Source organism: Acinetobacter pullicarnis (assembly GCF_006352475.1).
GTDB classification, from domain to species: Bacteria; Pseudomonadota; Gammaproteobacteria; order Pseudomonadales; family Moraxellaceae; genus Acinetobacter; species Acinetobacter pullicarnis.
This window is the reverse complement of record NZ_VCMZ01000001.1, coordinates 3,859,805-3,874,810: the sequence shown is the minus strand read 5'-3', so window position 1 is coordinate 3,874,810 and position 15,006 is coordinate 3,859,805. Positions and strand designations below refer to the sequence as shown.

The following is a 15,006-nucleotide window of genomic DNA, read 5'->3' as shown; positions in this document are numbered from 1 at the left end:
TCGCTAAAAAAGCAGTGCTAAATAATAATTTTGCTGGTGTTTATTGAAAGGAATTGAATGGCATATTGCCCTTTTCGAAAAGGGTGTTGTTGACATGCATGCATGTCTAAAATTTAGAAAGCCTAAAAATGAGAATAATATCTTTAAGTGTAATGTTAGTTTAGAGTATCGACTTAACTTTCGCAAGGCAGTGGCTTGGGCTAAAACCACCAATTTGTAAGGGTTTATATTTATCCAGAAATGAGCGGTATTGTGGTGCAGAAATACGTGAATAAGGTCTTGATGAAGGCAGATAATATTAAGTTTATCGCCAGTTTGTCTACGATAAACTTAATATGTCATAACACGTCAAATTAAGGTTGATTGACCTGGTGAGCAAAGTCTGCAATATCGATGATGGATTGTTTTGCGTCATCAAACCAAGCGCTGAACATCTGGAAATTGTGCCACATCCCTGTATACAGTTTATACGTGACATCAACCCCAGCAAGTTTGGCCTTTTCTTCAAAACGAGTTGCATCATTCAGTAAAATTTCTTTAGAACCGACTTGCACCAAGGTGGGCGGTAAGCCCGTAAAATCTGCAAATAACGGTGAAATTTGAGGCAAGGAACGATCTATGTTGTCTGGCAGATAATAAGCCATTCCCATTTCTAACAGTTCAATGGACAGTAACGCATCGTGTTTTTGATTGAAGCGTAAAGATTCACTGGTGAGTGTAAGGTCAAGAAAGGGAGACAATAACATCAGGGCGCGAGGTAGCTGTGTTGGGTCTTCAGCTTTAATTTTTAGGGCCAAAGCAAGGGCGAAATTGGCACCACAAGAATCACCTGACAGGATAATATCTTTGGGATTGTTACCTTCATTTAAAAGTTGCTGATAAGCATCACAGACTGCTTCAAAGGCTTCTGGATAAGGTGCTTCGGGTGCTAAAGGGTAGTTCATCTGGATAACACGCATCTGCGTTTTTGAAGCGATCTCAGACATAAAGGCCCGGTGTGTATTTAAAGAGCCCAGAAAAAAAGCACCACCATGTATATGTAGAATAATTTGCTTGCTGGCATTTACGGTTTTGATTTCTTCTGCATGTATGCCTGCAAGTGAATGCGGCTGAATTTTAACGTTTTTCACTTGGGGGAATAGTTTACATAACTGCTCTAAAGCAAAGCGTGATGTCGTTGGTGGGAGGGCAAAACGACTCGGGAGATGTAAGGTGGTTTTTAAGGCTATTTCGGTCACATATTTTTTTAGCGCATAATTCATCGTCATCTTTATACCTATTGTTAAGATATGCTATTCTTTTCACAATTTAGCAAAACATTTTTGAGCGTACACTAAATAGTCACGTTCTAGAATTGCTAATTTGTTGAGAGTTTTTAATACTATAAGATTGGAATATGACTAGGGAAATCAGAAAATGAAAAAAATCGTACTTGCATTAGGCTTATTGACAACAGCGGCACTTGCTAACGCAGCTGATCCTTTAAATGGAACATTATGGAAAACGATTGATGATGAAACCAAGCAACCCAAGGCTTTGGTTAAATTCACTGAACAAAAAAATGGAACTTTGTCTGCAACAATCCAAGCAATTCTTGTTCCGGGTGAAGAAAATGCATGTACTAAATGTGAAGGTACTTATAAAAACAAATCGCTAAAAGGCGTAACGATTGTACAGAACTTGAAAAAGAGCAGTGGCAATAGTTATGAGGGTGGCACCATTCTAGACCCTAAAAATGGGAAATCTTATAAACTTAAAGGTGAACTTGCTGGTAATAAGCTGAACCTACGTGGCTATATTGGTGTTTCATTACTGGGTCGTGACCAGACTTGGGTTCGTGCAAACTAATTTGCATCCGAATTGAAAAAACCCAGTTCAATGAACTGGGTTTTTTAGTTTTATGGGCTATGGTTATTGCAGTGCTCGATACTTTTCATCATCAAAACCAACAATGTAACCTTGCGCTGTTTTTAGTACTGGTCGTTTGATCAAGCTACTATTGGCAATCAACGTATCAATCAATTGATCTTCGCTGGCCAAAGCTGCTTGTTGTTGCTCAGCTGAAAGTTTTCTCCAGGTTGTGCCTTTTTTATTGAGTAGAAAATCTTGCCCAATTTCACTGAGCCAGGATTTGAGCGTGTCTTTATCGATACTCAGTTTTTTATAATCATGAAATTCATACGGTAAATTAAGTTCAGTTAAAAGATCGAATGCTTTTTTCATGGAATTACAACTTTTAATTCCGTAAATTTTCAACATGTCACAGCCTACAATAGTTTTGATTAATATGTTGTTTAGAGCTTAGCAAAGATTCGGAGGTGACCACAGCCTGCTTCCACATTATATATTTTAAAGTGCGGCTGCTTATTTCATTAAACGGTCATGTTTATTTGCAAAAATGCTTATCAAAGAATAATAAAACAAGAACATCAAGTGAGAAAATCAAAGATGTATAAAAACATTGATAAAAAAAATTATAATATTCATCAAAATAAAATTGAGAAAACCCGCATCTAATCATCCTGATTATGCGGGTCTCAATACAACGTCCAATGTCACTTCCTTGAGAAATAAATAAAACTGCTATTTATTTCCTATTCATCCTACGGCGTCCTATCCCTTTGCTGTCATCCTGACAATGTCCCTGTGCCGTGCAAGCATAATGCCTTGAATGTCGCTGAATAAAAATACGAGAAGGCGACAAGGAGTGTGAGATAAAAACGCACATTAAGTGCACACGTGTACACTTAATGTTTCTACTGTTTAAATTATGTAATCTACAATTACCGGTGCATGATCGCTATACGATTCTTCGCGATACACCCAAGCATTGACTGTGCGGGCCTTCCAGTCTGGTGAGCAAGCTTGATAGTCAATCCGCCATCCCACATTGTTGGCACGTGCTTGCCCACGATTCGACCACCAAGAATACAATTCTGCTTCTGGGCGAACTTCGCGAAAGGTATCGACATAGCCGAGATCATCATAGATATGATCGAGCCATGCACGTTCATGCGGCAAACATCCTGATGATTTTTGATTGCCTGTCCAGTTTTTAATATCTATGCGTTTATGTACGATGTTGTAATCACCACAGACAATGACGGATTTATTTTCATCACGCCATTTTTTTAGGATCTGCTGATATTGCTCAAGGAAGTGTTCTTTGCGTGCTTGTGCTTCATCCCCAGATGAACCAGAAGGTAAATACAGTGAGCAAATATGCACCGGTTGGTCAAGCCCAAGATCAAATTCTGCTTCAAGAAAACGACCCTGTGAATCTGCAAGTTCAAAGCCTAAGCCTTCTTTAACTGAAATAAAGGGCAGACGGCTATAGATTGCGGTACCGGCATAACCAGGACGTTCGGCAGGAAATAAATGGGTATGCCAACCTTCAGGCTTAAATTTATCGGTCCATTGAACATGCGTGATGCGACTTTCCTGCATACACACCACATCGGCATCAGAGCTTTCTAACCACGCTAATAGGCCTTTGGTGACCGATGCGCGCAAACCATTCACATTAATTGAAACGACTCTTAGAATTTTTTGATCACTTGGATAGCTACTCTTTGGTATCATGCGCAGTCATAACCTCATATATGAATTTTGGAGTACTTCATGTCTTCACCGGCTCAGTTTAATCCGCAAGCTTTTATTGAACTCGCACTGTCACGCGGTGTACTTAAATTTGGTGAGTTTACGTTAAAGTCGGGTCGTGTAAGTCCCTATTTCTTTAATGCCGGCTTACTCAATGATGGTGAAGCATTATCGCTATTGGCTCAGGGATATGCAGACAAATTAACACAATGTCACAATGTAGAGGTAATTTTTGGCCCAGCCTACAAAGGCATTCCCTTTGTTGCTGCAACGGCTGTGGCACTATCACATCAGCATGGCATGAGTGTTCCATGGGGCTTTAATCGCAAAGAAGCCAAAGATCATGGCGAAGGTGGCATGTTGGTCGGTGCAGCCGTTCATGGTAAAAAAGTATGGATTATTGATGATGTGATCACTGCTGGTACAGCAATTCGTGAAGTTGTTGAACTCCTCAAAAAATCAGGCGCAACAATTGCAGGTGTTTTGGTGGCATTGGATCGTCAAGAGCGCGGTCAAGGCGAGCTTTCTGCAATTCAAGAAGTACAAAAAGAACTCGAAATTCCAGTACATGCGCTTATTACCATGCAAGATTTAATGCAGTACCTTGATCGTAAAGGGGCGCAAGAAGACTTGGCGAAAATGCAGGCTTACCGTATTAAGTACGGTATTTAATTCTTAGTAATAGCTAAAGGAGCATGTGCTCCTAAGTATCTTAATTTAAGCTAGGTGCGATCGGTCATGCTATTTTTGATTTTAACTTTCATTGTTATAGCGTTAGTTTTTTTGTTGCTTCATTCAATGGATAAACGCCGATGGCACCGCTATAAGTTTGAACGAGATATGTTTTTTCGTAGTCATCCCTATATTTTGCACTGCAATGAAAAATTTGAGATTGAACTGCATGTTACCAATACAATGCAAAGAAAATTACTCAGTGTATTGACGTTGAAGTCTGATCAACTACAACGCTATAGAACAGCGACAATACTGCGTGATGCAGATCAATATCGTCGTAACTCGGTCAAGGTCATGTTGTGTGATTTAACCGTCGCGCATTTAGAACCTTATTATGCAGAGAAGTTCTGTAAAAGTTTGGCACATACCGATTTTTCTATTGGGCGCCCAATAGAGGTTTCAGCTGAAATTCTATTGTCTATAGGGAAAAATCAAACCGAAATTCAAGACATTCGCATTGATTTACCATTAGATCCTACGCAAGCAAATCAATATTTGGTCGATAAGACAGGTTCAAAGAAGCTGAAAGCTAAAAATTCTAATCCAGACGACTAATACCACAAAATTGAGAAAAAATAGCAATAATCTCAGCTATACTCGGACCTGAACTGAAAGTTGAGTAGAGCTTAAAAATGCGCGTATTGGTTGTGATGGACCCGATTGAAAATGTCAATTTAAAAAAAGACTCAACCATGGCAATGCTGTGGGCTGCAACACGCCGTGGACATGAACTAGGTTATGTTTTACAAGAAGATTTGTATATTGATCAAGGCAAAGCTTTCGGTTTAATTTCATCGTTGCAAGTGTTTGAAGATCCGAACCATTATTATGAGTTGGGCGAAAAGCAGAAGCAGTCGATTGCATCGTTTGATGTGGTTTTGATGCGTAAAGATCCACCTTTCGATATGAACTTTGTCTACAGTACCTATATTTTGGAACAAGCAGAGCGTGAAGGTGCATGGATTATCAATAAACCGCAAAGCCTACGCGACTGTAATGAAAAACTTTTTGCAACCCAATTCCCAGAGCTTCAAGTACCAACTTTGGTAACTTCGCAACAAAGTTTAATTCGTGAATTTTTAGCAGAACACCAAGATGTGATTGTAAAACCTTTAGATGGTATGGGTGGCACTGGAATTTTCCGCCTGGCTCAAGGAGGAATCAATATTGGTTCAACGCTTGAGATGTTGACGCAGTATGGTCAGCAACCGATTATGGCACAGCGTTATATCCCTGAAATCGTGGATGGTGATAAACGTATTCTGATGATTAATGGCGAAGCTGTACAGTATTGCCTTGCGCGTATTCCCCAAAATGGAGAGGTACGTGGAAATCTTGCAGCTGGCGGTTTGGGTGAAGCACGCCCACTGACTGAACACGACAAACAAATTGCGGCTAAAGTTGGACCTTTTTTAAAAGCAAAAGGTTTGGTCTTTGTTGGTCTTGATGTGATTGGTGAATATGTCACGGAAATTAATGTTACTAGCCCAACGTGCATTCGTGAAATTGATGCAACATTTAATACCTCGATCGCCGATGATTTATTTGCAGTTTTAGAGGCTGGTCGACAATAAATTGTCTGCGAAGTGAAGCATTTGAAGTTGCTTGAGTTGATTAAAGATTGCGCCTTGTAGAAGGCGCTTTTTTGTTATTTTCATTGTGTTGTCTTGGTGATGGCTTTTTTTAGTTTGAGCTGCAATTGAAATTCCACTTTATTTGTGTTCAGTTAGTACCGTGTTTCTTCGCATAAAATCATTAAATGCGGGGCATAATTCATTTTTTTTGAAAAAAATGAATTAGTTGGTGAAAAAAAGTAAATAAACTTTTCTGATATGGCAATTTGGGATTACAATTGATGCTATTTAAAAATAGACCTCTCACAACCTTTTTATTGTATTGAAGAATTATACTGTGACTGATTTTCAAAAAAATGCTTCTCGACATGTGATGATTATGGCTGCTGGCACAGGTGGTCATGTTTTTCCGGCGCTGGCAGTAGCAAAACAATTACAGCAGCACGGTCATCAAGTGTCCTGGTTAGCCACCCCAACAGGAATGGAAAATCGTTTATTAAAACAACATGATATTCCAATTTATCAGATTGATATTCAAGGTGTGCGTGGTAATGGCTTACTGCGTAAATTAAAAGCACCCTTTAAAGTGCTCAGTGCTACTTGGGCAGCAATGCGTTATATGAAACAACTTAAGGTTGATGCAGTAGCGGGCTTTGGTGGCTATGTCGCAGGGCCTGGTGGCTTAGCGGCTCGATTGTTGGGTATTCCGGTGATTGTTCACGAACAAAATGCAGTTGCTGGTTTTACCAATACCCAGCTTGCACGTGTTGCAAAAACAGTCTGCCAAGCATTTCCAGATACCTTTGCTGCCAGTGAAAAAGTGGTGACCACAGGTAATCCGGTGCGCCGTGAAATTGTTGAAATTTATAATCCGTCTTTTCGTTATCAACAACGAGAAGCGGCAAATCAAGCATTGAAAATTTTAGTGGTCGGTGGGTCATTGGGGGCGCAAGCCTTAAATGAATGCGTCCCGAAAGCCTTGGCTCAAATGCAAGTACCATTAAAGGTCTTTCATCAATGTGGGCAAAATAAACTTGAAAGTACTCAAGTTGCTTATGCCAATGTATCTGAGACGGTTCAAGTCGAAGTACAGCCTTTTATTGAGGATATGGCCCAAGCATATGCCGAGGCTGATCTAATTATTTGTCGTGCAGGTGCACTGACCGTTACTGAAGTTGCGACAGCGGGTATTGCTGCCGTCTTTGTGCCATTGCCAAGTGCCGTAGATGATCATCAAACCGCCAATGCAAAATTTCTCTGTAATATTGGTGCAGCAAAAATTTGCCCACAAGCTACAATGACGCCAGAGACACTCAAGCAGTTGCTTGAACCTCTGATGAATCGTCAGTTGCTCATGGAAATGGCAGTAAAAGCGCGTCAACATGCCCAGGCAGATGCTACCCAGCGTGTTGTTGATTTAATTCAAGAATTGTAAACCCGAGAAAACTATGTCGCCAATTAGCCCTGCAGATAAAGCGAAGAATCTGATCAAAGTTCCAGAAATGCGCCGTATTAAACACATCCACTTTGTGGGGATTGGTGGGGCAGGCATGTGTGGTATTGCTGAAGTACTTAAAAACCAAGGCTATAAGGTTTCTGGCTCAGATATCAAAGCATCAAAAACCACTGCACAACTCGAAGCCAATGGCATCAAAGTGCATATTGGCCACGCGGTCGAAAATATTGAAGGTGCCAATGTGTTGGTGGTTTCCACCGCGATTGACACTGAAAATCTTGAAATTAAAACTGCGATTGAAAATCGTATTCCTGTGGTTCGCCGTGCTGAAATGCTCGGAGAACTCATGCGCTACCGTCATGGGATTGCAATTGCAGGAACCCATGGTAAAACCACCACCACCAGCTTGCTGACTTGTATGTTGGCTGAAGAGAACATGGATCCAACCTATGTGATTGGTGGTTTGCTTAATCGCACAGGTGTCAATGCCGCGCTTGGTGCGAGTCGCTTTATTGTGGCTGAAGCAGATGAGTCTGATGCCTCATTTTTGTTTTTAGAGCCAATGGCTGCCGTAGTTACCAATATTGATGCAGATCATATGGATACATACGGCGGTAGCTTTGATGTGCTTAAAGATACTTTCGTGAAATTCTTACAAAAACTCCCATTCTATGGCTTGGCTGTCGTGTGTGGTGATGATGCCAATGTGCGTGAAATTATGCCGCGTATTGGTCGTCCAATTTTGACTTATGGTTTTAATGAAGACAACGATATCCGCGCAGTTGATGTCGATCAAAATGGTATGCAAACTGACTTTACGGTACAACGTAAAGGCCGAGATCCTTTGCGTGTAACCGTAAATCAACCTGGTTTACACAATGTGCTGAATGCCTTGGCTGCAATTGGTGTTGCAACCGATGAAGGTGTTTCTGATGCTGCAATTTGCCGTGCTTTAGCTGGTTTTAGTGGTGTTGGTCGTCGTTTCCAAGTGCAGGGTGAATATCCGCTTGAAAATGGGACAGTGAAATTGGTTGATGACTATGGTCATCACCCAAAAGAAGTTGAAGCCACTATTAAAGCAGCACGTCAAAGTCATCCAGATCGCCGTTTGGTCCTTTTATTCCAACCACATCGTTACTCACGTACTCGTGATTGTTTTGATGACTTTGTGGATGTGCTCTCTCAAGTCGATCAATTGCTATTGCTTGAGGTTTATCCTGCAGGTGAGAAGCCGATTGTGGGTGCAGATAGTCGTAGTTTGGCACGCAGTATTCGACTCCGCGGTGATGTCGAGCCAATCTTGATTGACCCTGTTGAGGGTAATTTGGCAAATGTAATACAAAAAGTGTTACAACCGAATGATTTACTATTAACGCAGGGTGCAGGTAACGTTGGTGCAATTTCGTTAGAATTAGCTCACAATGATTTGTTTTTAAAAAAATGATGTGCATGGTCATTTGACCTGAAATATTGTTTTGGTGATATAAGTCATTTAAATTGATCAATCAGATAAGTTTAAGGATATAAACGTGTCAAATGCTTCTAAATTCGGCAAAGTTGCTGTCTTGCTTGGTGGGAAATCTGCTGAGCGCGAGGTGTCATTAAATAGTGGTAAAGCAGTACTAGAAGCATTAATACGGTCTGGGGTGAATGCTGAGGCGTTTGACCCACAGCAGCGCAGTGTCACTGAATTGGTTCATTATGATCGCGCCTTTATTGTGCTGCATGGTCGTGGTGGTGAAGATGGTCAGATTCAAGGTGTGCTTGAATGGCTAAACCTTCCGTATACCGGCACAGGTGTTCAAGGTTCTGCGATTGGGATGGATAAAATTAAGACCAAGCAAATTTGGCTTGGCTCAAATCTACCGACAGCACCTTATCGTATTATTGATCAAGATACGGATTTAGATCGTGTTATTGGTGACTTGGGCTTGCCACTCATTATTAAACCGGTGCATGAAGGCTCAAGTGTTGGCATGAGCAAAGTTGAAAAAGCAGAAGACTTAGCTGCAGCCTTTGCCAAGGCCAGTCAACATGATGCTTTGGTCATGGCAGAAAAATGGATTACAGGTTCGGAATATACCATTTCGATTTTAAATGGACAGGCCTTGCCTGTGATTCGTTTGCAGCCACCTGCTGACGTTGCATTTTATGATTATGATGCCAAATACCTTCGTAATGATGTTGAATACGGTATTCCTTCTGGTTTAAATGATGCCGAAGAACAACAGCTCCAAGCACTCTCTTTAACGGCATTCCAAGCCGTGGGTGCCAGTGGTTGGGGGCGTGTGGATGCAATGCAAGATCAAGCTGGAAACTTTTGGTTGCTTGAAGTCAATACAGTACCAGGGATGACCAGTCACTCTTTGGTGCCGAAAGCTGCTGGTGCGGTGGGTTATGATTTTGATTCGCTCTGTGTTGCGATTCTTGAGCAAACGCTAGTGGATGAAAAATAATAGTTTATGGCGCAACTTCCTGCTTCAATGCGCCGTAAGCGCGCAGCAACCACCTCCATTCATGAGAAGCCACCATCGCGCAAGGAAAAACTAATTTTTGCGGGCGGATGGCTCTTATTGGTGATTGCTGTTTTTGTACTCGCTGTAGGCTTGTATGGTTTATATAAAGTGATTACAGATGCACGGGTTGCAACCTTGCAGGTGGTTGGAACTTCATCTGAATTAGAAGTGCAACAAGTCACACAGCATCTGGCTCCGGTTGTGAAAGACAATTATTTCACCTCAGATCTTGGGCAAATTCGCGATCAAGCACTACAAATTGCATGGGTAGATCGCGTTGTTGTTTCTCGGATGTGGCCCAGCAGTATTCGTGTTCGGGTGATACCGAGGCATGCGATTGCACGTTGGGGCACTGGACGGTTACTGAGTGACGAAGGTGTTGTATTTACTGAGGTAGGCACAAAAGATTATTCAAACCTACCAATGTTACATGGCCCGTTAACTCAATCTAAGGCCATGATGCGACGCTACAATGAGATTAATCAACTGTTTCATCCAGCAGGGCTCCGCTTAAAAGATTTGTATCTGACTGAACGGATGACTTGGTTTATGCAGTTTGATTCAGGTTTGCGTGTTATTGTTGATCAAGATCAAATGATGAGTAAATTGCAACGTTTAAGTCACTTAGCACAAAACGATTTAAAGCCGGTTTGGCCTCAAATTTCTGCAATTGATTTACGTTATCGCAATGGACTTGCAATTCAGTGGAAGAATTCAACTCCACCAAAAATATTGAATGGTCAATTTGTTATCACCAATATTGACACCAGCGTTGAAAACGCAATAGCTGCACAAAGATAAAATTGCTTGTTAAAACAAAGCATAGTGCGAAACATAAACAATGAAGATAATGGTAATAAGTAATGAGTGAGGCTGTTCCATCAGTGGTGGCGATAGATATTGGAACGCATAAAGTTTCAGTTTTAATCGGGAAAGTGCATGCCCCTGATCATATTCACGTGATCGGAATGGCAAGCACACCTAATCGCGGAATGAGTAAGGGTAAAATTGTTAGCCTAGATAAGGTCATTACTGCCATTAAAAATGCAGTGCAAGAAGCCGAGGATATGGCAGAGTGCCGCGTTCATTCAGCATGGGTTTCGATTCCAAGTACTGAGCTAAAAAGCTTTTATGCACCAGGTCGTACTCCAATTTCAAACCCAGATCGTACCATTACCACGACTGAAATGGTGCGTGCGCTTGAATTGGCCAAAGCCAGTCATATGGCGCCTGATTATTATTTGGCAAGCGCTGTACCGCTTGGCTTTGAGCTCGATGATGCAGAAGAGTGGGTACAAAATCCAATCAATCTTTCTGCGAATACGATGACGGCACATTATCAGTTGATGATGTTACCCATTAGCACTATGCAAAACCTTGATCGTGCAATGAAAGGCGCAAACATTTTTGTAGAAAAAATGGTGGTGTCAAGCCTAGCCACTGCAGAAAGTAGTTTGCTGAAAGACGAAAAAGAATATGGCGTATGTTTGCTTGATATTGGTGCTGGAACCACCAATATTGCCGTGTACATTGAAGGTCATTTAGCCCTGGTACATACCATTCCGCGTGGTGGTGAAAATGTTACTCGTGATATTGCAGCAGTCTTGCAAACCACCACCGAAGAAGCAGAACGGATTAAACTGTTTTATGGTTGTGTCGACTTACACCAAGTAAAACCAGACCATATGATTCAGTTTGAGGCGATCGATGGTCCGCAGACCATCAGCCGTATTGAGCTTTCTGAAATCATTTTGGCGCGTTATGAAGAAATTTTAACGCAGGTACGTGAAAAATTAGAAAGTGAAGGTGCATTACAAAGCCTATACCATGGTGTGGTTTTGACGGGTGATGTTTGTCAAATTGAAGGTATGGTGGCTTTGGCAAGACGGATGCTTGGTGTTTCAGCACATTTAGGTAATCCACCGTTGCAAGTGGTATCAGATGATCAGCATCTCCCAGCATTGCGTCGCTCAATGTATGCCACAGCGGCAGGTTTATTGCTTTTTAGTCAAAGTGAAATGCAGGATGCAGTAGATGAACCAGAAGATAAGGTGAAACGCTCATTTCTAGAACGCATCGCGAATGGCTGGAATACAATGAATAACAAATTGAAGGGTATTTTTTAGGTATAGTTTTTTTTGGGAATATTGTTAGTGAGTTGTAAGTAGATCGGCCCATACTTGACAAGCTAAGTAATGCGAAGCATCCTAAAAACAATTTTTTATTATTGAAGATCAAGGCAGTATACGGGCTTCAAGTGGCTGCCAAAATTTATTAGGAACTCTAAAGGTCATGGCCTCATTCGAATTTTTAGAAGATGAACAAAGCGATGGAAACGGTCAAGCCCGTTTTACTGTATTCGGTGTGGGTGGCGGTGGCGGTAATGCTGTTCAACATATGGTGCAATCGGATATTAAAGGCGTTAAATTTGTTTGTGCTAATACTGACAAACAAGCGCTAGATCGCATGAGTGCTGACCTTAAAATCCAGTTGGGTGAGCAAAGCACACGTGGATTGGGTGCTGGTGCAAACCCTGATGTGGGTCAAATTGCAGCAGAAGAAAGCCGTGAACAGATTCGCCTCTACTTAGAAGGCGCTGATATGGTGTTTGTCACTGCGGGTATGGGTGGCGGTACAGGCACTGGCGCAGCACCTGTTGTTGCTGAAATTGCGAAAGAAATGGGTATTCTTACCGTTGGCGTTGTAACGACACCATTTAATTTTGAAGGTCGTCGCCGTCAACGCTCAGCAGAAAAAGGCATTGAAGCTTTAGAAGCACATGTTGATTCATTGATTATCATCCCAAATCAACGCTTGCTCAGCGTATATGGCGATATTTCGATGCAAGATGCTTATCGCAAAGCCGATGATATCTTACTTTATGCAGTACGCAGTATCTTTGATTTGGTGGTTCGTCCTGGTCATATTAACCTCGACTTTGCCGATTTGAAGACAGCAATGAGCACTCGTGGTTATGCCATGATGGGTGAAGGCAAGAGTAGTGGACCTGATCGTGCTGAAGAAGCTGCACGTTTAGCGATTCGTAGCCCATTGCTTGATAATGTCAATATTATGAACGCCAAAGGGGTGTTGATTAATATTACAGGCGGTGCTGATGTCACCTTACGTGAAACAGAAGTGATTACGGATGTCGTGAATCAGATCGTCGATCTTGATGAGGGCGAAGTCTTCTTTGGAACGGTATTTGATCCAGATGCGCGTGATGAGATTCGCGTGACTGTGATTGCAACCGGTTTGACGCGTAATGCCAATGACCCGTCTGGCGAGAATAGAAAGCCACAACGTAAGGTGGTTGATACCAGCTATGCAGCGGGGCTAAGCGGTGATGATGATGACACGCCTGCCATCAATAAACGCGCTTCTGGTGAAACATCTACACCGACAACAGATCCTGCACCACGTCCAACCACGATGAGCATTCAAGATTTTCTAAAGAAACAACAGCGTAAGTAGTTGATAGAAAAAGATATAGTGTGTTTCTAGCAGAAAAGGTAGTGTTTTTCACTGCCTTTTTTGTTTTTTATCAATGGCTAAATATGCTAACGTATAGCGGATTTAGGACAAAGAACTCAGTAGCATGTTGAAACAACGGACCCTGAAACGAATCGTGAAAGCGAGTGGCATTGGATTACATAGTGGGCAAAAAGTAATGATAAACTTTTTACCACATGTCGCTAATGGGGGGATTATTTTCCGTCGTATTGACCTTGATCCGCCTGTCGATATTCCAGCGGATGCGTTATTGGTTCAGGAAGCATTCATGTGCTCCAATTTGGTGTATGACCAAATTAAAGTGGGCACCATTGAACATGTGATGAGTGCAATTGCGGGACTTGGGATCGATAATTTGATTGTTGAGGTCTCCGCAGCAGAAGTTCCGATTATGGACGGGAGTGCTGGACCTTTCATCTATTTGTTAATGCAAGGTGATCTGGTTGCACAGGATGCACCGAAAAAATTTATACGTATTCTCAAGCCCGTTGAAGCATTGATTGATGATAAACGCGCTGCTTTTTCTCCACATGACGGTTTTCAAATCAACTTCACCATCGATTTTGATCATCCTGCCTTTGCTAAAGAGTATCAATCTGCATCAATCGATTTTTCGACAGAAACCTTTGTTTATGAGGTGAGCGGTGCTCGAACATTCGGTTTTATGAAAGACCTAGACTATCTTAAATCACATAATTTGGCATTGGGTGCCAGTCTCGATAATGCGATTGGGGTTGATGATACTGGCGTCGTCAATGAAGAGGGTTTACGTTTTGCTGATGAGTTTGTTCGACATAAAATTTTAGATGCGGTTGGGGACCTATATTTATTGGGTCATCAAATTATTGCGAAATTTGATGGATACAAATCTGGACATGCCTTAAATAACCAACTTTTACGCAATGTTCAAAGTGATCCAAGTAACTATGAAATTGTAACATTTGATGACGATACGCTTTGTCCAATTCCCTACGTAAATGTCATCTAAACCCTTGTGTTTATCTGCATCTGTTATATTATAACGTTTAAATTTGATGGATTATTCGCCTCCTTTTTAGCTTCAAGATTGCTATGACAATGTATTGGTTACGTTTTATTGCTTGCCAAACGTAGTAGCGCTTGACTAAGCTTAGGGTCGCTCACAAAGCTAGCGGCATTTCGTAACATGTCCTGGGTGGCTGGAGTGATTTGTTTTAAAGTTTGGATGGGTTTATTGTCGGGGCGAGTTTTTACTCTTAATCGAACATGAATTTTCTGAAGCGCTTTTAATTCATCTAATTGAGATAATTGAGAAATATACTGCTTTTGCAGGTAACCAAGTTGACTAATCATTGCTTGATTTTCACCCGTTATCGTCAAAACACCATATTCATAACATGCCACTTGCCAATGCTCTGGTTGCGGTAATAAAGGCTGAATTAATTGAGTAAGTTTTTTCCACTCAGTAACTTGCTTAGTAAGAAACGATAGGTTTCCTGTTTTTACGTGTTTTCTTGCTTGTTGGAAAACGTTGGTAGGTTCAGACATCACTGGGTTCCTGTAACTCAATGTCTTTATCTTAAGCGTTCGCCTTTAAATATCAAGAAAGAGATGACGCAAGAAACTTAAGTAA

Annotated in this window: 15 protein-coding genes; 11 read left to right on the top strand and 4 right to left on the bottom strand. The window is 41.5% G+C overall.

What is annotated here, in order from left to right; genetic code table 11:
- Positions 1-353 precede the first annotated feature (353 nt).
- A complete protein-coding gene (locus tag FD716_RS17390) occupies positions 354-1,268 on the bottom strand; it encodes an alpha/beta hydrolase (RefSeq protein ID WP_171477068.1) in 915 nt (304 codons plus the stop codon).
- A gap of 148 nt (positions 1,269-1,416) precedes the next feature.
- Between FD716_RS17390 and FD716_RS17385 the strand changes: the two genes are divergently transcribed.
- Complete coding sequence (locus FD716_RS17385; protein WP_139853484.1) at positions 1,417-1,848, top strand: DUF2147 domain-containing protein; 432 nt, start codon at positions 1,417-1,419, stop codon at positions 1,846-1,848.
- Between the two features lie 63 nt (positions 1,849-1,911).
- On the opposite strand, the gene FD716_RS17380 is transcribed toward FD716_RS17385, so the two are convergent.
- On the bottom strand, positions 1,912-2,259 hold the full coding sequence (locus FD716_RS17380) for a Spx/MgsR family RNA polymerase-binding regulatory protein (RefSeq protein WP_139853483.1): 348 nt from the start codon (positions 2,257-2,259) through the stop codon (positions 1,912-1,914).
- A 504-nt stretch (positions 2,260-2,763) separates the two neighbouring features.
- Positions 2,764-3,582: an exodeoxyribonuclease III gene (locus FD716_RS17375; protein WP_139853482.1), complete on the bottom strand. Its 819-nt coding sequence runs from the start codon at positions 3,580-3,582 to the stop codon at positions 2,764-2,766.
- Positions 3,583-3,621: 39 nt separating this feature from the next.
- On the opposite strand from FD716_RS17375, the gene pyrE reads away from it, so the two are divergent.
- The 10 genes from pyrE (at position 3,622) to lpxC (ending at position 14,382) form a co-directional block, all read left to right on the top strand.
- A complete protein-coding gene (pyrE, locus tag FD716_RS17370) occupies positions 3,622-4,272 on the top strand; it encodes an orotate phosphoribosyltransferase (RefSeq protein WP_139853481.1) in 651 nt (216 codons plus the stop codon).
- A 168-nt stretch (positions 4,273-4,440) separates the two neighbouring features.
- The gene (locus FD716_RS17365; RefSeq protein WP_139853480.1) at positions 4,441-4,890 is read left to right on the top strand and encodes a hypothetical protein; all 450 of its coding nucleotides are present in this window, start codon (positions 4,441-4,443) and stop codon (positions 4,888-4,890) included.
- A gap of 77 nt (positions 4,891-4,967) precedes the next feature.
- Positions 4,968-5,909 carry a glutathione synthase gene (gene gshB / locus FD716_RS17360; RefSeq protein ID WP_139853479.1) on the top strand — a complete coding sequence of 314 codons (942 nt, stop codon included), beginning with the start codon at positions 4,968-4,970 and terminating at the stop codon, positions 5,907-5,909.
- A 337-nt stretch (positions 5,910-6,246) separates the two neighbouring features.
- The gene (gene murG, locus FD716_RS17355) at positions 6,247-7,344 is read left to right on the top strand and encodes an undecaprenyldiphospho-muramoylpentapeptide beta-N-acetylglucosaminyltransferase (protein ID WP_139853478.1); all 1,098 of its coding nucleotides are present in this window, start codon (positions 6,247-6,249) and stop codon (positions 7,342-7,344) included.
- Positions 7,345-7,357: 13 nt separating this feature from the next.
- Positions 7,358-8,809 (top strand): UDP-N-acetylmuramate--L-alanine ligase, encoded by a 1,452-nt coding sequence (gene murC, locus FD716_RS17350; protein ID WP_139853477.1) that lies wholly within the window; start codon positions 7,358-7,360, stop codon positions 8,807-8,809.
- Between the two features lie 85 nt (positions 8,810-8,894).
- The gene (locus FD716_RS17345; protein WP_139853476.1) at positions 8,895-9,821 is read left to right on the top strand and encodes a D-alanine--D-alanine ligase; all 927 of its coding nucleotides are present in this window, start codon (positions 8,895-8,897) and stop codon (positions 9,819-9,821) included.
- A 6-nt stretch (positions 9,822-9,827) separates the two neighbouring features.
- Entirely contained in the window at positions 9,828-10,682 is an 855-nt protein-coding gene (locus tag FD716_RS17340; RefSeq protein WP_139853475.1) for a cell division protein FtsQ/DivIB, read from the top strand.
- Between the two features lie 62 nt (positions 10,683-10,744).
- Positions 10,745-12,007, top strand: coding sequence for a cell division protein FtsA (gene ftsA, locus FD716_RS17335; protein WP_139853474.1), 1,263 nt, complete (start codon positions 10,745-10,747; stop codon positions 12,005-12,007).
- Positions 12,008-12,173: 166 nt separating this feature from the next.
- A complete protein-coding gene (gene ftsZ / locus FD716_RS17330) occupies positions 12,174-13,355 on the top strand; it encodes a cell division protein FtsZ (RefSeq protein WP_139853473.1) in 1,182 nt (393 codons plus the stop codon).
- Positions 13,356-13,479: 124 nt separating this feature from the next.
- Entirely contained in the window at positions 13,480-14,382 is a 903-nt protein-coding gene (gene lpxC, locus FD716_RS17325; protein WP_139853472.1) for a UDP-3-O-acyl-N-acetylglucosamine deacetylase, read from the top strand.
- Positions 14,383-14,480: 98 nt separating this feature from the next.
- Here lpxC and FD716_RS17320 read toward each other — a convergent pair whose 3' ends face one another.
- Complete coding sequence (locus FD716_RS17320) at positions 14,481-14,921, bottom strand: DUF721 domain-containing protein (RefSeq protein ID WP_139853471.1); 441 nt, start codon at positions 14,919-14,921, stop codon at positions 14,481-14,483.
- Positions 14,922-15,006 lie beyond the last annotated feature (85 nt).

What these genes read in the sequence shown, in the direction of transcription:
- FD716_RS17385 (WP_139853484.1), top strand. Translation starts at nt 1,417, where the DNA reads ATGAAAAAAATCGTACTTGCATTAGGCTTATTGACAACAGCGGCACTT.
- ftsA (WP_139853474.1), top strand. Translation starts at nt 10,745, where the DNA reads ATGAGTGAGGCTGTTCCATCAGTGGTGGCGATAGATATTGGAACGCAT.
- FD716_RS17320 (WP_139853471.1), bottom strand. Translation starts at nt 14,921, where the DNA reads ATGTCTGAACCTACCAACGTTTTCCAACAAGCAAGAAAACACGTAAAA.
- gshB (WP_139853479.1), top strand. Translation starts at nt 4,968, where the DNA reads ATGCGCGTATTGGTTGTGATGGACCCGATTGAAAATGTCAATTTAAAA.
- FD716_RS17340 (WP_139853475.1), top strand. Translation starts at nt 9,828, where the DNA reads ATGGCGCAACTTCCTGCTTCAATGCGCCGTAAGCGCGCAGCAACCACC.
- FD716_RS17380 (WP_139853483.1), bottom strand. Translation starts at nt 2,259, where the DNA reads ATGTTGAAAATTTACGGAATTAAAAGTTGTAATTCCATGAAAAAAGCA.
- FD716_RS17365 (WP_139853480.1), top strand. Translation starts at nt 4,441, where the DNA reads ATGTTTTTTCGTAGTCATCCCTATATTTTGCACTGCAATGAAAAATTT.
- FD716_RS17375 (WP_139853482.1), bottom strand. Translation starts at nt 3,582, where the DNA reads ATGATACCAAAGAGTAGCTATCCAAGTGATCAAAAAATTCTAAGAGTC.
- lpxC (WP_139853472.1), top strand. Translation starts at nt 13,480, where the DNA reads ATGTTGAAACAACGGACCCTGAAACGAATCGTGAAAGCGAGTGGCATT.
- FD716_RS17390 (WP_171477068.1), bottom strand. Translation starts at nt 1,268, where the DNA reads ATGACGATGAATTATGCGCTAAAAAAATATGTGACCGAAATAGCCTTA.
- murC (WP_139853477.1), top strand. Translation starts at nt 7,358, where the DNA reads ATGTCGCCAATTAGCCCTGCAGATAAAGCGAAGAATCTGATCAAAGTT.
- pyrE (WP_139853481.1), top strand. Translation starts at nt 3,622, where the DNA reads ATGTCTTCACCGGCTCAGTTTAATCCGCAAGCTTTTATTGAACTCGCA.
- ftsZ (WP_139853473.1), top strand. Translation starts at nt 12,174, where the DNA reads ATGGCCTCATTCGAATTTTTAGAAGATGAACAAAGCGATGGAAACGGT.